The organism is Streptomyces sp. NPDC001153, assembly GCF_053598315.1.
The window spans coordinates 129,348-146,473 of sequence record NZ_JBSFJZ010000023.1 but is presented as its reverse complement, the minus strand read 5'-3'; the positions used below and the strand labels follow the sequence as shown (position 1 = coordinate 146,473).

General features: G+C 70.7%; 16 protein-coding genes. 10 read left to right on the top strand and 6 right to left on the bottom strand.

What is annotated here, in order from left to right; genetic code table 11:
- The first annotated feature begins 301 nt into the window (after positions 1-301).
- The 7 genes from ACWDEN_RS25955 (at position 302) to ACWDEN_RS25925 (ending at position 8,389) form a co-directional block, all read left to right on the top strand.
- The gene (locus tag ACWDEN_RS25955; RefSeq protein ID WP_351602841.1) at positions 302-1,477 is read left to right on the top strand and encodes an aromatic ring-hydroxylating oxygenase subunit alpha; all 1,176 of its coding nucleotides are present in this window, start codon (positions 302-304) and stop codon (positions 1,475-1,477) included.
- 173 nt (positions 1,478-1,650) lie between these two features.
- A complete protein-coding gene (locus tag ACWDEN_RS25950) occupies positions 1,651-2,775 on the top strand; it encodes a polyamine ABC transporter substrate-binding protein (protein WP_351602839.1) in 1,125 nt (374 codons plus the stop codon).
- A gap of 1 nt (position 2,776) precedes the next feature.
- Positions 2,777-3,670 carry an ABC transporter permease gene (locus ACWDEN_RS25945; RefSeq protein ID WP_351602837.1) on the top strand — a complete coding sequence of 298 codons (894 nt, stop codon included), beginning with the start codon at positions 2,777-2,779 and terminating at the stop codon, positions 3,668-3,670.
- A complete protein-coding gene (locus tag ACWDEN_RS25940) occupies positions 3,667-4,548 on the top strand; it encodes an ABC transporter permease (RefSeq protein ID WP_351602835.1) in 882 nt (293 codons plus the stop codon). Before ACWDEN_RS25945 ends, ACWDEN_RS25940 begins: the two co-directional genes overlap by 4 nt.
- Positions 4,549-4,551: 3 nt before the next feature.
- Positions 4,552-5,622, top strand: a complete 1,071-nt coding sequence (locus tag ACWDEN_RS25935; protein WP_351602833.1) for an ABC transporter ATP-binding protein — start codon at positions 4,552-4,554, stop codon at positions 5,620-5,622.
- 27 nt (positions 5,623-5,649) lie between these two features.
- The gene (locus ACWDEN_RS25930; RefSeq protein ID WP_351602831.1) at positions 5,650-6,963 is read left to right on the top strand and encodes a flavin monoamine oxidase family protein; all 1,314 of its coding nucleotides are present in this window, start codon (positions 5,650-5,652) and stop codon (positions 6,961-6,963) included.
- Positions 6,956-8,389, top strand: a complete 1,434-nt coding sequence (locus tag ACWDEN_RS25925) for an aminobutyraldehyde dehydrogenase (RefSeq protein WP_351602829.1) — start codon at positions 6,956-6,958, stop codon at positions 8,387-8,389. Before ACWDEN_RS25930 ends, ACWDEN_RS25925 begins: the two co-directional genes overlap by 8 nt.
- Here the strand turns inward: ACWDEN_RS25925 and ACWDEN_RS25920 are convergent.
- From ACWDEN_RS25920 to ACWDEN_RS25900, 5 genes are all read right to left on the bottom strand, one after another.
- Complete coding sequence (locus tag ACWDEN_RS25920; RefSeq protein ID WP_351602827.1) at positions 8,379-8,801, bottom strand: SRPBCC family protein; 423 nt, start codon at positions 8,799-8,801, stop codon at positions 8,379-8,381. The genes ACWDEN_RS25925 and ACWDEN_RS25920 overlap by 11 nt on opposite strands.
- Before the next feature lie 12 nt (positions 8,802-8,813).
- Positions 8,814-9,266 (bottom strand): MarR family winged helix-turn-helix transcriptional regulator, encoded by a 453-nt coding sequence (locus tag ACWDEN_RS25915; protein WP_351602825.1) that lies wholly within the window; start codon positions 9,264-9,266, stop codon positions 8,814-8,816.
- The gene (locus ACWDEN_RS25910) at positions 9,263-9,937 is read right to left on the bottom strand and encodes a substrate-binding domain-containing protein (RefSeq protein WP_351602823.1); all 675 of its coding nucleotides are present in this window, start codon (positions 9,935-9,937) and stop codon (positions 9,263-9,265) included. Before ACWDEN_RS25910 ends, ACWDEN_RS25915 begins: the two co-directional genes overlap by 4 nt.
- Before the next feature lie 143 nt (positions 9,938-10,080).
- The gene (locus ACWDEN_RS25905; protein WP_351602821.1) at positions 10,081-10,215 is read right to left on the bottom strand and encodes a hypothetical protein; all 135 of its coding nucleotides are present in this window, start codon (positions 10,213-10,215) and stop codon (positions 10,081-10,083) included.
- Between the two features lie 244 nt (positions 10,216-10,459).
- Positions 10,460-11,671, bottom strand: coding sequence for a PP2C family protein-serine/threonine phosphatase (locus ACWDEN_RS25900; RefSeq protein ID WP_351602819.1), 1,212 nt, complete (start codon positions 11,669-11,671; stop codon positions 10,460-10,462).
- Positions 11,672-11,815: 144 nt separating this feature from the next.
- Here ACWDEN_RS25900 and ACWDEN_RS25895 point away from each other — a divergent pair, with 144 nt between their 5' ends.
- The 3 genes from ACWDEN_RS25895 (at position 11,816) to ACWDEN_RS25885 (ending at position 13,179) form a co-directional block, all read left to right on the top strand.
- Positions 11,816-12,019 carry a hypothetical protein gene (locus tag ACWDEN_RS25895; RefSeq protein WP_351602817.1) on the top strand — a complete coding sequence of 68 codons (204 nt, stop codon included), beginning with the start codon at positions 11,816-11,818 and terminating at the stop codon, positions 12,017-12,019.
- A gap of 168 nt (positions 12,020-12,187) precedes the next feature.
- Complete coding sequence (locus ACWDEN_RS25890; RefSeq protein WP_351602815.1) at positions 12,188-12,382, top strand: hypothetical protein; 195 nt, start codon at positions 12,188-12,190, stop codon at positions 12,380-12,382.
- Between the two features lie 161 nt (positions 12,383-12,543).
- The gene (locus tag ACWDEN_RS25885) at positions 12,544-13,179 is read left to right on the top strand and encodes an isochorismatase family cysteine hydrolase (protein WP_351602813.1); all 636 of its coding nucleotides are present in this window, start codon (positions 12,544-12,546) and stop codon (positions 13,177-13,179) included.
- A 290-nt stretch (positions 13,180-13,469) separates the two neighbouring features.
- Here the strand turns inward: ACWDEN_RS25885 and putP are convergent, their stop codons facing one another.
- Positions 13,470-17,063, bottom strand: coding sequence for a sodium/proline symporter PutP (putP, locus tag ACWDEN_RS25880; protein WP_351602812.1), 3,594 nt, complete (start codon positions 17,061-17,063; stop codon positions 13,470-13,472).
- Positions 17,064-17,126: the final 63 nt, after the last annotated feature.

The following is a 17,126-nucleotide window of genomic DNA, read 5'->3' as shown; positions in this document are numbered from 1 at the left end:
AGACGGGCGGGGAGCGTGTGGGGTGCAGGCCCTGGGCCGTGCACAGGGGGACAAGCGTTGTCCGGATCGGTGCGAGGCATGTGGCCGGGCCGTATGCCCTGGCCATCCGCCTACCACGACACTAACTAACTAATTAGTCAGCCCACAAGTCTTGACTTGCTGGACGACCGGTCGCACTCTGACTAACCAATTAGTCAGCCGGAAGGGGCTGGCCGGCGCGACAGTGCGCCGCCCCGCCCGCCCCCTTGCATGGCTCAGCCTCACCGCCCATCGCCGCCGCCGCGGCGCGGAGGAGGACCCGATGAACCCCTCGACCACGCGGGAAGCCGCTCTCCCTGCCGCCCCACCGGGGCCGCCGGCCGAGCATCCCGGGGAAGCGCTGCCCGCCCGCTACTACACGGATCCGGCCGTCGCCCAGGCCGAGACCGAACGCATCTTCGCCAAGTCCTGGCAGCTCGTCTGCCACGAATTCGACCTCCCGGGCCCCGGCGCCCGTCTCACCGCGACCGCGGCCGGCCGGGAGGTACTGGTCGTCCGGACCGAGGACGGCGGCCTCGCCGCCCACCTCAACGTCTGCCGGCACCGCGGTACCCGCCTGGTCACCGCGCCCGAGGCCGCGGGGAAGGCGATCCGCTGCCCGTACCACGGCTGGACCTACAAGCTGGACGGGCGCCTCGTCGGTGCCCCCGAGGCGCGCCGGATCCCCTGCCTGGACAAGCCCCGTCTCGGCCTGCACCCGGTCAATGTGGAGTCCTTCCTCGGCTTCGTCTTCGTCAACCTCGACATGGAGGCGACCCCGCTCGCCGAGACCTGTGCCGGGCTCGCCGAGGCCGTCGGCCGCTACGCCGGGCCCGGCCTCGTACCCGTGGGCAGGCACCGCATCCACGACCTCGCGGGCGGTGAGGAGCAGAACGCCAACTGGAAGGTGATCGTCGACAACTATCTGGAGGGCTACCACGTCCCCGTCGCGCACCCCGCGCTCATGCGGCTGCTGGACTACCAGGCGTACACGGTGGACGTACAGGAGAACTACGTCCTGTTCGAGTCACCGCTGCGCGACAAGCCCTCCTCGAACTGGACCGAGCGGCTCTACCAGCGGCTGGCCACCCCCATGCCGGGACTCGCCGAGGGCGACCGGCGGGTGTGGCGGTACGCCGTGATCTACCCGAACACCCTCATCGACTTCTACCCTGACCACGTGCTGGCCTGGACCGCCCTGCCCACCGCCCAGGACCGGGCGGCGATCCCCGGCGCCTTCTACACGAAGCACGGGGAGAGCGTCCGCACCCGGCTGGCCCGCCGGCTGAACATCCACATCGGCTGGGTCACCAACGACGAGGACGCCGAGCTGGTGGAGCGGGTGCAGGCCGGGCTGAGCACGCCCGGTTTCGAGCCGGGTCCGCTCTCGCAGCGCGAGGCCGCCGTCGGCTGGTTCGCCCGCCGGGTCCGGGACGACCTGGAGGGGGATCCGCAGTGACGTCCTCCCGCGCACCCCGCACCGTACGCCTCCGCACGGGCTTACCCCTCCCCCGCTGACGCACGCTCGCACCCTCCCCAGACCGGTCTTCCCTACGGAGTCAGGGCCTCCGTGAGCCGACCCGCCGGTCCAGCCCTGGAGTTGTGCCGTTCCTCGACGAAAGAGGACGTCCCGTGTCCCCCGAGGTAATTCCACCGACCCGGCGCGCCGTGCTGCGGGCAGGCGCCTGCGGCCTGCTCGGCGCCGCGGCCGGCGGCTGCGGGTTCATGCCCGCCCACACGCCCAGCGCCCAGCAGCTCGCCCCGGTCAAGGCGCGCGTCGACGGCGATCTCGTCTACTTCAACTGGGCCGACTATGTCGACCCGTCCGTGTTCAGGGGCTTCGAGAAGGAGTACGGCGTCAAGGTCGTCCAGTCGAACTTCGACTCGATGGAAGGCATGGTCGCCAAGCTCAACGCGGGCAACCGCTACGACATCATCTTCCCGAGCGCCAAATGGGCCCAGCGCCTGGTGCGCGGAGGCCGGCTGCGCCGCATCGACCACGCCCAGCTCCCCAACGCACACGCGATCTTCGGCACGTACACCTACTTCGCCAGCCCCTGGTACGACCCCGGCTCCGCGCACACCGTGCCCTTCACCGCGTACAAGACCGGCATCGGCTGGCGCCGCGACAGGATCGGCGAACTCACCGGCTCCTGGCGGGACCTGTGGAGCGACAAGGTCGCGGGCAAGGTGTTCCTGCTGGACGACCGCGACGAGGTCCTCGGCATGGGCGCCCTCGAACTGGGTCTGGGCGTGAGCACCGGCGAGCGCCACGACCTCGACCGCATCACCTCCCTGCTGAGCACCCTGCGCCCCCGGCTGCGCGGCTTCTCAAGCGACAGCTACAACAACCTCCTCAACGGCAACGCGGTCATGACCCAGGCCTGGAGCGGCGACATGGCCGCCATGCTCAACCAGGCCAAGGATCCCTCCGTGTTCGGCTTCGAGGCCCCGAAAGAGGGCACGCCGATCAACTCCGACTGCTACGCCATTCCCTGGAACGCCCCGCACCCCGGCACCGCGATGCTGTTCATCGACTACATGCTGCGGCCCGAGAACGTGAAGAAGAACATCGAGTACATCGGCTACCCGATGCCGGTGGCCGGCACCGAGAAGACATACGCCGAGCTGGTCAAACCCTTCCCCGAGTGCCTCGTCACCGAGGACGACCTGAAGGCGGGCCTGTTCTTCCGCAACGGCAGCCGCGCGGCGGAGGACGCCCGGGACACCGCCTGGACCCATGTGAAGGCGGGCTGACATGGCACTGCTCCGCTCCTCCTCCCGCACCCGCCGGCGCGGCGCCGGCGAGGGCCGCATCTGGGCCTGGCTCATGCTGCCCGGCACCCTGTGGATGACCGGCTTCATGATCGCCTCGCTGGTCCTGGTCGCCGTCCTCGCCGTGGGCACCACCGACGACCTCGGCAACCCGCGCTTCGGCTTCGACCTGTCCGCCGTACGCGCCCTCGCCGACCCCGCCTACACCGAGGTCCTCACCCGCTCCCTCGGCTACGCCGTGCTGACCTGCCTGATCTGCCTGGTGATCGCCTACCCGGTGGCGTACACCATCGCCCTGCACGGCGGGCGCTACAAGCACGCGCTGATCGCCGCGATCGTGGTGCCGTTCTTCGCCAACTACCTGGTCCGCATGTACGGCTGGTCGGTGGTCCTGTCCGACGACGGCCCCGTGCTGCGCGTCCTGCGCGCGGTGGGACTCGCCGACGGCAGCACGAAGATCCTCAACACCGGTGCCGGAGTGGTCGCGGGACTCGTCTACGGCTTCGTCGTCTTCATGATCATCCCGCTGTACGCGGCCCTGGAACGGCTCGACGTCTCCCTCATCGAGGCCGGCCGCGACCTGTACGGCGGCCCCGTCCGCACCTTCTTCTTCGTCACCCTGCCCGCCACCCGGCAGGGCGCGGCGGCCGGGCTCGTCCTGGTGTTCCTGCCCGCCATGGGCGACTTCGTCAGCGCACAGCTCATGGGAGGACCGGACCAGATCATGATCGGCAACCTCATCCAGGACAAGTTCTTCCAGGGCCAGAACTGGCCGCTGGGCTCCGCACTCACGATGCTGCTGATGCTGGTCCTGCTGATCGGGATGTTCGGCTATCTGCGCCGCACCCGCAAGGACGAGGCGGAGGCCCACCGATGACCCTGCTGCGCCTGCCCTCCGCCACCGCACCCGCCCGGCCGGCCGCCCGCAGCCGCGCGCGACGCGGCCGCGCCGACCGCAAGCCCCGGTTGCTCATCGCCGTCACCGCGCTCTTCTTCGCGCTCCTCTACCTGCCCATCGCGGTCGTGGCCCTGTTCTCCTTCAACGCCAAGAAGTCCCTGACCGTGTTCGGCGGGTTCAGCCTGCGCTGGTACCGCGCCTTCGTCCAGGACGACGTCCTGATCTCCTCACTCGGCACCAGCCTGCGCATCTCCCTGGTGGCGATGGCCGGTTCGGTCGTACTCGGCGTGGCGCTCGCGCTCGGTCTGGTCCGCTGCCGCACCCGGCTCGGCTCGCTGGCCGGTCTGATCATGCTGGTGCCGCTGATCACACCGGAGATCGTCACCGGCGTCGCCTCGATGCTGCTCTTCAAGGGCCTGGGCGTGGCGCTGTCCACCGGCACGGTGATGCTCGCCGAGATCACCTTCTCCATCTCCTACGTCACCGTCATCCTCCGCTCCCGGGTCGCCGCACTGAACCCGGAGGTGGAGGAGGCCGCCATGGACCTCGGCGCCAGCCGCTGGCAGGCGGTGCGCCTGGTGACCCTGCCCGCCCTGCTGCCCGCCGTACTGGCCAGCGCGGTACTGATCTTCGCGCTCGTCTTCGACGACTTCGTCCTCGCCTACTTCACCACCGGCGTGGACCCCCAGCCGCTGTCGGTGCGGATCTACTCGGCGATCCGCTTCGGGGTGAAGCCCACCATCAACGCCGTCGGCACCCTGATGCTCGCGGGCTCCATCGTCCTGATCGCCCTGGCCCTGTTCATCCCGCGCCTCTTCGGCCGCCGCGGCGGCCTCGACATCCTCTCCGGAGAGTGACCCATGGACGCGATCCCGGCCGTCCGGCTCGACGGCGTCTCCAAGCAGTTCGCGGACTCCTACGCCGTCCACCGTCTCGACCTCGACATCGAGGCCGGCCACTTCTTCTCCTTGCTGGGCCCCTCCGGCTGCGGCAAGACCACCACGCTGCGCATGATCGGCGGGTTCAGCGACCCGACCGAGGGTTCGGTGCTGCTCTCCGGCGAGGACGTGACCGCGCTGCCGCCGAACCGGCGCAACGTCAACACGGTCTTCCAGAGCTACGCGCTCTTCGACCATCTGAGCGTCGCCGACAACGTGGCCTTCGGCCTCAAGCGCAAGGGCGTCGGCAAGAGCGAGATGCGGCAGCGCGTCGGCGAGATGCTGGAGCTGGTCCAGCTCGCCGGCCTCGCCGACCGCAGGCCCCGCACCCTCTCGGGCGGTCAGCGCCAGCGCGTCGCCCTGGCCCGTGCGCTGGTCAACCGTCCGGCCGTGCTGCTCCTCGACGAGCCGCTGGCCGCCCTCGACCTGAAGCTGCGCCGGCAGATGCAGGTGGAGCTGAAGCAGATCCAGCGCGAGGTCGGCATCACCTTCGTCTTCGTCACCCACGACCAGGACGAGGCGCTGACCATGTCCGACCGGATCGCCGTGATGAACGAGGGCCGCATCGAGCAGTGCGGCACCCCCGAGGACGTCTACGAGCATCCCACGAGCCGGTTCGTGGCCTCCTTCATGGGCACGTCCAACCTGATGACCGGCACCTACCGGGGCGGTGAGGTCGCCCTGGACCAGGGCCCCGCCCTGGCGGTGGGCCCCCGCGGCGGCCTCGCGGACGGCACCGCCGTCAGCGTGTCCGTGCGCCCCGAGAAGATCTGGCTGTCCGACTTCGAACCGGGCATGTCCGTGCTCTCCGGAGTGATCCGCGAGACGGTCTACAGCGGCCCGACGACCACCTACCTGATCGAACTCGCCCCGGGCGTCACGCTGTCCGTGCTGGAGCAGAACACGGCCCGCGCCCGCATGGAGGACCGCTGGAGCGGCGGCGAGACGGTGGAGTTCGGCTGGCGGCCCGAACACTGCCTGGTCCTGGCCTGACCCGATCCCCTGACGAAAGCGACTGCGATGCATCACGACGTGATCGTGCTGGGCGCGGGCCTTGCCGGACTCGCCGCCGCCCGTGACCTGGCCACCGCCGGCACCGACGTGCTCGTCCTGGAGGCCCGGGACCGCGTCGGCGGCCGGGTCGAGCAGACCCGCACACCCGACGGCCGCACCGTCCAGCTGGGCGGCGAGGTGGTCGGCCGTGCCCACACCGCGTACCTGCAACTCGCCAAGGAACTCGGCCTGGAGCTGGTTCCCAGCTACGTGGCCGAACCCGGCCGCATGACCCGTTCCACGCCCGAGGGCCTCTCGGCCGGCGATCCACCGCACTGGTTCGGCCCCGGAGACACGGCCCGACACGAGCACCTCGGCAGGGAGTTCAGCAAGCTCGCCGCCACGGTCGATCCCGACGCCCCCTGGTCGCACCCGGAGGCGGCCGCTCTGGACCGGCTGTCCGTGGCCGACTGGCTGCGTTCCCGCCACGCCACGCCCGCCGTGGTACGGCTGTGGGACATCGGCCAACTGGCCCTGGCGGGCGGGTCGTACGAGCGGATCTCGCTGCTCGCCGCGTTGCGCAAGAGCGCGGCGGTGCCCGGTACGGGCGACTACGACTACGACGACTGGGAGGGACTGCGCCTGGCGGAGGGCTCGGCGACCCTGGCCGAGGTCATGGGCCGCGAGCTGGGCCCGCGCATCCGCCTCGGCGCACCCGTCGCCGCGCTGGACGTACGCCCCGGCCACTGCACCGTCCGCCTGCTCACCGGCGAGGTCCTCACCGCGGCGGCCGTGGTGAGCGCCCTGCCGGTGGGACCCCTGCGGTCCGTCCACGTCACCGGGGTGAGCGACGCCCGCCTGGCCTCGCTGCACCGCCAGCGCCAGGCAATCGCGGCGAAGTTCGCCGCCGTCCACGACCGTCCCTTCTGGCGCGCCGACGGCCTCAGCGGCCTGTCCGAGGCGGAGGGGGTCCTGGGCAGCACGTGGCCGCAGAACGAGGGTGTGCTGTCGGCGCTGGTTCCCCCCGAGCGCTACGGCGTCCTGCTGGGCATCCCGCCGCACCTGCGCATACCGGAGCTGCTCGCCGAGACGGCCGCCATGTTCGGCGACCAGGCGCTGCGGCCGACCGCCTGTCACCTGCGGCTGTGGGGCACCGACCCGTGGACGCAGGGCTACGTCACCCAGTGGCCACCGGGTGAGGTGATGGCGGTCGGTCCGCTGCACGGCACCCATGAACCGCCCTTCTACGTCTGCGGCTCGGACCAGTGGGTCGCCGGATACATGGAGGGCGCCGTCCGCACCGGCCGCGCCGCCGCCGAGGAGGCACTGCGCCGTGGCTGACACAGCTCCCCTCACGGCCGTCCTGAACCACGTGGGCGGCACGGACGTACCGGCCGCCTCCGGAGCCACGCTGCGACTGATCGACCCCGCGACCGCACTCCCCCACGGACTGGCCCCGCTGTCCGGCCCCGAGGACGTGGACCGGGCCTGCCGGGCGGCGCAGGACGCCTTCGACGGCTGGTCGGCCACCACACCGGCGTACCGGCAGGCCGCGCTGCTGCGCATCGCCGACGCCCTGGAACGGGAGGCCGACGCCCTGGCGAGCGCCGAGGTGGCCGACACGGGCAAGCCGCGCGCCCTCTTCCTGGCGGACGAGCTGCCCGCGATCGTGGACGTGCTGCGGTACTTCGCCGGGGCCGCCCGGAACCTGCCGGGCGCCGCGGCCGCCGAGTACACACCGGGGCGCACCTCCGTCCTGCGCCGCGAGCCGGTGGGCGTCTGCGCCCAGATCACGCCGTGGAACTACCCGCTGATGATGGCCGTGTGGAAGATCGCTCCGGCGCTGGCCGCCGGCAACACCGTCGTGCTGAAACCTTCGGACTCCACGCCCTCCACGGCCACGCTCCTCGCCCGGCTGGCCGCCGAGCACCTGCCGCCCGGCGTGCTGAACGTCGTGTGCGGCGACCGGGACACCGGGCGCCTGCTCGTCGCCCATCCCCACGTCCGGATGGTCGCCGTCACCGGGAGCGTCCGCGCCGGACAGGAGATCGCGGCCGCGGCGGCGGCCGACCTGAAGCGGCTCCATCTCGAACTCGGTGGCAACGCACCGGTGTTGATCCACGAGGACGCCGATCTCGACGAGGCGGTCGAGCAGCTGTCGTACCTGTCCTTCTACAACGCGGGGCAGGACTGCACGGCCGCCGGCCGGATCCTGGTCCACCGGCGCGTCCACGACAGCTTCCTGGAGGCCTTCGCCCAGTGGGCCGCGCAGCGCGTGCCCGGCGCGTCCGCCGACGCCCGCGCCGACTTCGGTCCGCTCGCCAACGCCGCCCAACTCACCTCTGTGTGCGGGCTGCTGGAGCGCCTGCCGCCGCACGCCGAGGTCGTCACCGGGGGCACCCGCGTGCCCCGCCCCGGCTACTTCCACGAGGCCACGGTGGTGGCCGGGGCCCGGCAGGAGGACGAGATCGTACGCAACGAGGTGTTCGGGCCGGTCGTCACCGTCCAGCCCTTCGCCGACGAGGCCGAGGCCCTGCGCATGGCGAACGACGTGCCGCAGGGGCTGGCCGCGAGTGTCTGGACCCGCGACCACGACCGCGCGATGCGCGCGAGCCGGGCACTGCACACCGGCATCGTCTGGGTCAACACCCACGGCACGACCGTCTCGGAGATGCCGCACGGCGGTGTACGGCACTCCGGTTACGGCAGTGACCTCTCCCTCGCGGGCCTGCTCGACTACACCCAGGTCAAGCACGTCATGCTGTGACGCCTGCCCGCCGGGTCTCCAGAACCTTCTTCAGGGTGGCCAGTTCGGTGTCGACCAGGTCGGTCTGCTCCTTGAAGAAGGAGTCGGTGAAGCCCGGCGGCCGATAGAAGGTGATCATGAACTCGGCCCCGTCGCCGTTGGGGACCACGCGGGCCGGTACACACCAGGCGGCGGTGTCGTCGACGTAGTCGTGGTCGAGGATCCCGAACTCGGCGTTGGCGCGCAGGCGCAGCCTGGCCGGGCCCAGCGGGGTCGACATGCGCCACCAGTCGGGGTCGTCGGTGGGCTCGATCGACCGGACGTTGACCACGGCCCAGGTGGGCCAGTTCGCGGGGTCGGCGAGGAAGGCGTAGACCTGCTCGTACGGGCAGTCGATGCCGACGGTCTTGGTGACGGAGGTTTGGACGCTCATCGCGCGCTTCTTTCAAGGGTTGCCGGGAGGCTGGGCGGGGTGGGCCGCGCCCACCAGACGCCGGATCCATTCCTCCAGCTGCCGCCGCTGACCGGCGTCGAGCGAGCCGAAGTAGTGGGCGTCGTTGTGGTCGGCGATCTCGGCCAGTTCGGGGACGAGAGCCTGTCCCCGGTCGGTCAGGACGAGCCGGACCGAGCGCCGGGAGGCGGGGTCGGGCTCGCGCCGGATCAGGCCCTTGGCCGCCAGCCGGTCGACCAGGCGGGAGACGGCTCCCGGATCGATGTCCATGTGGGCCGCCACCGCCTTGGTGGTGTCGTGGCCGTGGAAGACACTGACCATCACGCCCCACTGGGAGACGGTGACGTCGTGCCTGCCGAGCTCGGCCTCGAACCGGCCGTGGACCTCGTCGGACAGACGGCGAAGCCAGTAGCCGAGGTGGTCGTGGAGTCCACTGGTGTTGCTCACGCGTCCATCATTGTTGTCATGACAATTCTTGTCAAGGCAATAAAGGGCTCGCAGACTGCCCGACCCACCGGAGGGGTCAGGCTCAGCGGGGCGGGGCGGGGCCGTGGTGCCGATGACGAGGCGGGGGGCCATGACGTCCGACTGTCGTCGACGGCCGACCACGGACATGTCGCCGGGACCGCGATGCCGGAGCGCAGGAAGACATCGAGAACGCCGGTCGCGCAGCGGTCGTTGAAGGCCAGTACGGCGGTGGGGCGTCGCCGGTCGGCCGACAGGGCGCGGGCGGCCCCGGCACCTTCTTCCTCGGTCAGCCCGCCGGGGAGGATGCGGATGTGTCCGGCCAGGCCGTGGCGGTTCATGGCGGTGCGACAGCCCCGGCGCCGGTCGGCCGCGCCCGGCGCCCGACCCGCGTCGATATGGGCGATGGCGCGGTGACCGAGGGCGACGAGGTGATCCACCGCCTGGCGTGCGCCCGCGTCATCGGCGGTCCGTACGACCTCCAGGCCAGGGACCGGTGGCCGTAGCCGGCGGGCCACGGAGACGACCGGCAGCTGCGCGGCGAGTTCCGCCAGCCGTGCGGCAGGGGCCTGCGGGCCGAGGAGGATCAGTGCCTCACAGCGGTCGGCGAGCAGCGCGTCCACGGCGCGCCGCTCGCCGCGCCCGGCGGTCACGGCGCTCAGCGCGATCTGGTAGCCGCCGGTTCGGCCGCGGCGTAGACACCCTCCACCAGGTCCGCGTGGAAGGGATGCTGGAGGCCGAACGCCACCCGGAGCAGCCGGGATCGCCGGCTGCGCAGCAGTCGCGCTCGGCTCGGTCACGTGGACCTGACCGGGCGGTAGCGCACACTGACCGCGGCCGAGGGATCGTTGCCGTCCAGCAGTTCGAGCCGGACCGGGGTGCCACCAGGGCTGGTGAACAAGCGGATCCCGTCGCCGGGCAGTACGGGCACAACAGCGGTCCTCGCCACGCACCGCCGTGATCATGCCCGGGTCGGGGCAGGCGTCCCAGCCGTCCCGGCCTCCCAGAGCGGCACCGGTCGTCCGCGTGTACTCCTCGATGAGTCCGGGTCGGACCGAGAACCCCGTCATTTTTGTAGCGCCCGGGTGAGTTCCAGCCCTCGCGCGGGACGAACCGGAACCACACCTTGAGGGGTCGGAAGGGGGCCGCGCAGCCAGACTCGGGGCAATGCCGCCTCACCGGCACTGCGGACTCCACTCGAAGAGGAGGATGGTCACGTCGTCCCGGAGTTGGTTGCGCTGATGGTCGAGGAGGTCGTGGATGAGCAGCCGCAGCACCTCGGCCGGGCGCTGCCCGGCGGCTGAGGAACGGATGATGAAGTCGGTGAACCGGTCGAGGCCGAACTCCGCTCCGTTCGCGTCGCGTGCCTCCACGACCCCGTCGGTGTAGAGCAGGACGTGGTCGCCCGGTACCAGTGTCGTCTCGTGGACCTGCCGGGCCGCCGGGACGAATTCGCCGACCAGGCCGATCGGGGGCTGCGGGGAGCTGTCCAGCGCCCCGTCGACCACCCGCTCGGAACGGATCAACAGCGGCGGAGGGTGACCGCAGTTGACCCAGCGCAGCACTCCCGTCTCCGCATCGAGCCGGCACAGCACGCCGGTGCAGAAATGGTCGGGGAGCCAATGGGAGAGCGCCTCGTCGACGGAGGCGACCACGTCAGCCAGGTCGCCACCGCCACGGCGGGTGTTCCGCGCCGCCGCCATGGCGACCGACGTGGTCAGGCCGGAGACAAGATCGTGACCCATGGAGTCGAGGATCATGGTGTGCAGCATGTTCTTGACCACCGAGTGGTCGAAGGCGTCCCCGGCGACGTCGTAGGCCGGTTCCAGGACCGCGGTCGAGATGCATCTCCTGCTGCCGACGGTGTGGGGCGGCAGGAACGCCCGCAGCATCTCGGCCGGCAAGCCCATGGCCGTGGTGCGGGTGCGGGCGGCGAGCCAGTCGCTGTAGGTGCGCTTGGAGGTGATCAGCATGGCGAACAGATGGGCCAGCATCCTGGTGCGGCGCATCCGTACCGCGTCGGGCGTGGCGGTCCGCACCGCCAGCACGCCCAGCCGCTCCGCTCCGTCGACAAGAGGCATCCAGATGATCACGCCGTCGTCGGCGTCGACCACCTGTGTCGTGATGGTGCGGTACGCCCAGCCGGCCGACGAGTCGACCACCGACAGCGGCTCCAGGGTCTCGTCGAGTGGGATGAGCAGCCGTTGTTGCAGGTCGACGAGGTAGATCAGCGCGGTGTCCAGGCCGAGAGCCGAAGCGCACCGGTTCGCCAGGTCGGACAGTTCGAACGGCAGGGCCGTCTGTGCCTCGACGAGCAGCTCCTCCATCCGGCTCTCGTCGACGGCGGCTGCGTCGGAGCCGGCGGGCGCGCGCGGTGGGTCCGACACGGGATCACCCCTTCTGCGCCCAGTCTCACACCGATCCCGCCCCCTCTCACGTCAGGCCCGGTCGCACCACTGGATGACGTTCGCCGGCAACGATCACTCTTCACTGACTGGCCCATAAAATCGAACACATGATTGAATCCGGCCATGAGGCCGATTCCCGACGACCTGGCTCGCGCACAAGCGGAGTGGCACGCCACCTACCGGCAACTCGCCGCCCGCCCGCGCACGGCGCTCCGGCGGCGACTGATCCACCTGTCGTCGGAGGTGCTCTTCCACCCGTACTGGCACGGCCGGCGGTCGGCGGGCTGGGCAGCGCTGCACGCCGGGGAGCGGACCGGAAGGAACTGACGGCGCGCGGCCTGTCCAGTGCGCACTCCCCCGCCGACCGTGACACTCCGCCTCCGGCAAGCCCCTCACCATCCACGTCACCGTCTTGACAGGTGACGCCTGTTGGGGGAATCTGGTATCCACCGAGCCACATGGCTCGACCCGCCACCGATTCAGCGGAGGCTGACTATGGAGAGCCAGAGCACCCCGGACAGCACCGCGGCCGCACGCCGCGCGCGCTTTGGCACGCTGCCCGGGCGCATCCGGTACGAGGACATGGTCGAGGAGAAGGCGGCCGCGCCCCGCGACGCGGCGAGGGACGCCTACGACCCGGAAGGATCATGGATGTCCTTCTCCTGCCTGGCCGCCGACCTGGGCCTGTAAAACAAGCGGGACCGGTTCGTCACCTATTTGACAAGTGACGAACAGGAGTGAGGCCCGTCATTCTTTCGGCGCCCCCTTCGAGCGTGGTGAGGGAGGTCGCGCGAGGATGGAGACAATCCATGATCCGCACGACGTCTGGCATCAGGATCGGAGGAGTACCCATGGCCGACACCAAGACCTACGACCCTCGCCATACTGCGGTTCTGCTGGTCGACCCGTACAACGACTTCCTTTCCGAGGGCGGCAAGATCTGGCCGCGCCTGGAGCCCGTGGCGCAGGAGGTCGGCCTGCTGGACAACCTGCGTTCCGTGGTCGGCTCCGCCCGCGACGCCGGCATCCAAGTGGTGTTCGTCCCGCACCGCCGCTGGGAGCCGGGCGACTACGAGACCTGGGCGCACCCGAACCCCACCCAGCGGAGCATCCAGGAGCGGCACTCGTTCGCCCGTGGTACCTGGGGCGGGGAGTTCCACCCCGACTTCCAGCCGCAGGAGGGCGACATCATCGCCCGGGAGCACTGGGCGCAGAGCGGGTTCGCCAACACCGACCTGGACTTGCAGCTCAAGCAGCACGGAATCACCCACGTGGTGGTCGTCGGCCTCCTGGCGAACACCTGCATCGAATCCACCAGCCGCTTCGCCATGGAGCTCGGCTACCACGTGACGCTGGTCCGCGACGCCACCGCGGCCTTTCATCCCGAGATGATGCACGCCGCACATGAGCTGAACGGCCCCACCTTCGCCCATGCCATCGTCGCCACGGAAGAGCTCGTCACCGCGCTCAAGGTAGCCCGGTCCTGATCCCGACATCCGTCGCACGCCGGGACCACCTCACCGCTTGCTCGCCACCGAACTGCCCGTGTTCGCCGCCCGGGTGGATGCCTTCCGCTCGCACGCTGCCCCCGGCGTTGACGGATCTCACGGCCCGCAGAAAGCAGACCTCGTATCAAGGACCATCGACGCCGTGGCGTGCGGTCCCGCCTCGTCGCCGAGCGCGGCTCGGAGGTCGCATCCGAGCAGCGTGCAGCGTGCAGCGGTCGGCACCCGGGTGCCGGACGAGCACGGCGTCGTACACGGCACGGTCGGGGCCGTCACCCGCGACCGCGGGTCGGGGGGTCCGTCGGAACGGGCTGTTCCGTCCAGATGATCTTCCCGGTCGTCGTGTAGCGGGTGCCCCATCGGCCGGCGAGCTGGGCGACGATCAGCAGGCCCCGTCCGCCTTCGTCGGTGGTCCGGGCATGGCGCAGCCGTGGCGAGGTGCTGCTGGTGTCGGAGACCTCGCAGATCAGGCCGCGGTCTCTGATCAGGCGTAGACAGACCGGCCCGGTCGCATGACGGATGGCGTTCGTGACCAGTTCGCTGACGATGAGCTCCGTGGTGAACGTCAGATCGGGCAGGCCCCACTCCGTCAGCTGCTGGGCGGCGACGGTACGGGCGTGCGCGACGACGGCTGGATCGCTGGGCAGGTTCCAGGAGACGACGCGGTCCTGTGCCAGGACGTGAGTCCGCGCGAGGAGCAGGGCCGCGTCGTCGGACGCCGGACCGGCCAGCAGTTCGTCGATCACCCTGCGGCCGGTCTCCTCCAGTGTCGGCCGGGGCTCAGCGAGGATGTCGCTCAGCCGGGTGAGCCCGACGTCGAGGTCCCGGTCGTAGGACTCGATGAGGCCGTCGGTGTAGAGCGCGATGAGGCTGCCCTCGGCCAGCTCCAGGTCGACGGACTGGAAGGGCAGGTACCCGAGGCCCAGCGGCGGGCCGGCGGGCAGGTCCAGGATCTCGGCGCTGTCGTCGGGACCGACGATCACCGGCGGGAGGTGACCGGCACGGGCCAGTGTGCAGCGCCTGCTGACCGGGTCGTAGACGGCGTACAGGCAGGTGGCTCCCATGAACGCGGTACCCGGGGCCTCGTTCTCGGCCGCCGTCGCGGCTTCGTCGCCGTGTGCCCCCATCAGACCGATGACCAGGTCGTCCAGATGGGCCAGCAGTTCGTCCGGGGAGAGATCGAGGTTGGCGAGCGTGCGTACCGCGGTGCGCAGGCGCCCCATGGTCGCCGCCGCGTTGATGCCGTGCCCGACCACGTCCCCGATGACCAGCGCGACCCGGGCCCCGGAGAGCGGGATCACGTCGAACCAGTCACCGCCCACGCCGCTCGGGGCATCGGCCGGGAGATACCACGAGGCGACGTCCAGAGCGGATCCTCCCGTCAGTTCCTGCGGCAGCAGGAAACGCTGCATGGAACGGGCCGCGGTGCGCTCGCGGGTGAACCGGCGCGCGTTGTCGATGCACACCGCCGCGCGAGAGACGAGTTCCTCGGCGAGGCGGACGTCGTCGTCCTCGAAGGGGCCGAGCCGCCGGGACCGGGCGAACGTCGCCGCGCCCAGGGTGACGCCGCGTGCGCGCACCGGGATCACCATCACCGAGCGGAAGTCGTAGTCGAGGAGGGAGGCGCCCAGCGTCTCGTCCTCGGTGACCCACGGGCTATTGGCGCGGTCCAGGATCCGTTCCACGAGCGTCCTGCTCTCCAGCAGGCAGCGGGTCACGGGGGACGCGGGGGCACGCCGTACCGTTTCCCCCACGGCCAGCGCCGCCTCGGGGCAGCCCTCACGCACCGACTGCTGCCCCGCGCGCCGGATGACGGGCGAGATGCCGACCGGCCCGGGTGCCGGTTCCTCGCCCCGCATGACCGAGTCCAGCAGGTCCACGGCGACGAAGTCGGCGACGGACGGTACGGCGTCGTCGGCGAGTTCCTGCGCGGTCCGCGTCACGTCCAGGGTGCTGCCGATGCGGGCAGCGGCGTTGTTGAGCAGGGCCAGGCGCTCCTGGGCCCGCCAGCGCTCGGTGACGTCGATGACCATGTACCAGACGCCCACGTTCTGACCGTGCCGGTCCTTCATGGCGAAGAAGGAGGCGGAGATCGCCCGGCTGCGGTCGGGGTCGGGGTAGTTGGAGCCTCGGTACTCGTAGTCCATCACCGGAGCGCCGGTCTCCAGGACCTGGCGCATCTTCTCCTCGAAGGCATCGGCCTCCGCCTTCGGCAGCACGTCCGCCATCCGTCGTCCCAGCCGTCGTTCGTGCGGGATGCGGCGGGCCAAGGGCTCGTTCACCCAGACGTACCGCAGATCCGTGTCGAGCACGGCGATGCCGACCGGCGCGTGCGTGAGGAAGGGAGTGAGCATCAGCTGGCTCACCCCGCCGCCCGGCATCCGCCAGAAGGCCCGTTTCGGGGGCCGGCCGACGAATCTGCCGAAGACCAGTGCGGCGACCGTGGCCACCAGGACGCCCGGGACCATCGCGTAGATGCCCGACTGGAAGGGACCGAGCAGCGGATCGATCTTCTTCCACAGCAGCACTGTGGCCGCACCCGAGACGATTCCGGCCATGGCCCCGGCCCAGGTCATGCGTGGCCAGTACAACGAGAGGACGACGACCGGCCCGAAGGCGGCTCCGAAGCCCGCCCAGGCGTAGGCGACGATGCCCAGCAGTCCCCCGCCCCTGAGCGCGATCACGAAGGCCACCAGGGTCACGACGACGACGGCCGCGCGCCCGACCCACACCAGTGCCCTGTCCGGGGCGCGCCGGTTGAGGAAGGCGCGGTAGAAGTCCTCCGTGAGAGCGACGGACGACACCAGCAGCTGGCTGTCCGCGGTGGAGATGATCGCGGCGAGTACGGCGATCAGCATCACCCCGGCGCTCCAGGGATTGAGCAGGGCCCGGCACAGGCTGATGTACACCGACTGCGGGTCGTGCAGCGGCGCTCCGGGCTGCGCGATGCCCACCAGGCCGACGAGCGTGGCGCCCGCGAGCACGACCACGACCCAGCCCGTTTCGATACGGCGGGCCGTGGGGACGGCGGCGGTGCTGCAGATGCCCATGAAGCGGGCCAGGATGTGCGGCTGACCGAAATAGCCGAGGCCCCAGGCGAGCAGCGAGATGATGGCGACGGCGCCGAGCGACCCCTCTGCCGACCAATGTCCGTTCGTGAAGCCGACCCTGGCGCCCATGTCCAGCAGGGTGGGGGTCTTGCTGTTGAGGGTGTTGCGCAGTTCCCCCAAGCCGCCCAGCACGCCGATCCCGACGACCGGGACCACGAGCAGGGCCAGGAACATCAGCGTGGCCTGCATCACGTGCGTCAGGCTCACGGCCAGGAAGCCGCCCAGGCACGAGTAGATGACGATCACCAGGGCGGTCAGGGTCACCCCGAGACCGAACCTGAGACCGAACACGTCTTCGAACAGCAGACCCCCGGCCACGAGCCCGCTGGCCACGTAGACCGTGAAGAACACAAGCGTGACCGCCGCCGAGACCATCCGGAGCATCCGGGTGCGGTCCTCGAAGCGCTCCTCCAGATAGGCCGCCAGGCTTACGGCATTGCCCGCGCGCTCGGTGTAGGTGCGCAGCCTCGGCGCGACGAACAGCCAGTTGAGATAAGTGCCGACCACCAGACCGGCCGCGATCCAGCTGGCGCCGACGCCGGCCGCGTACACCGCTCCGGGAAACGCGAGGAACAGCCAGCCGGACATGTCGCTCGCCCCTGCGGACAGGGCGGCCACGAATGCGCTGAGCCTGCGGCCCCCCAGGGCGAAGTCGGCCAACGTACGAGTGCGGCCGTAGGCCCAGACTCCTGTTCCGATCATCACGGCCACGTACACGAGGAACGTGGCCACGATCGGCGCGCTCAAGTGGAACATGTTGTCCTCGCCTGCGAGGTTCGCGAGCGTGGGTGCGACCGTCGCACAGCTGACAGTCAAGGC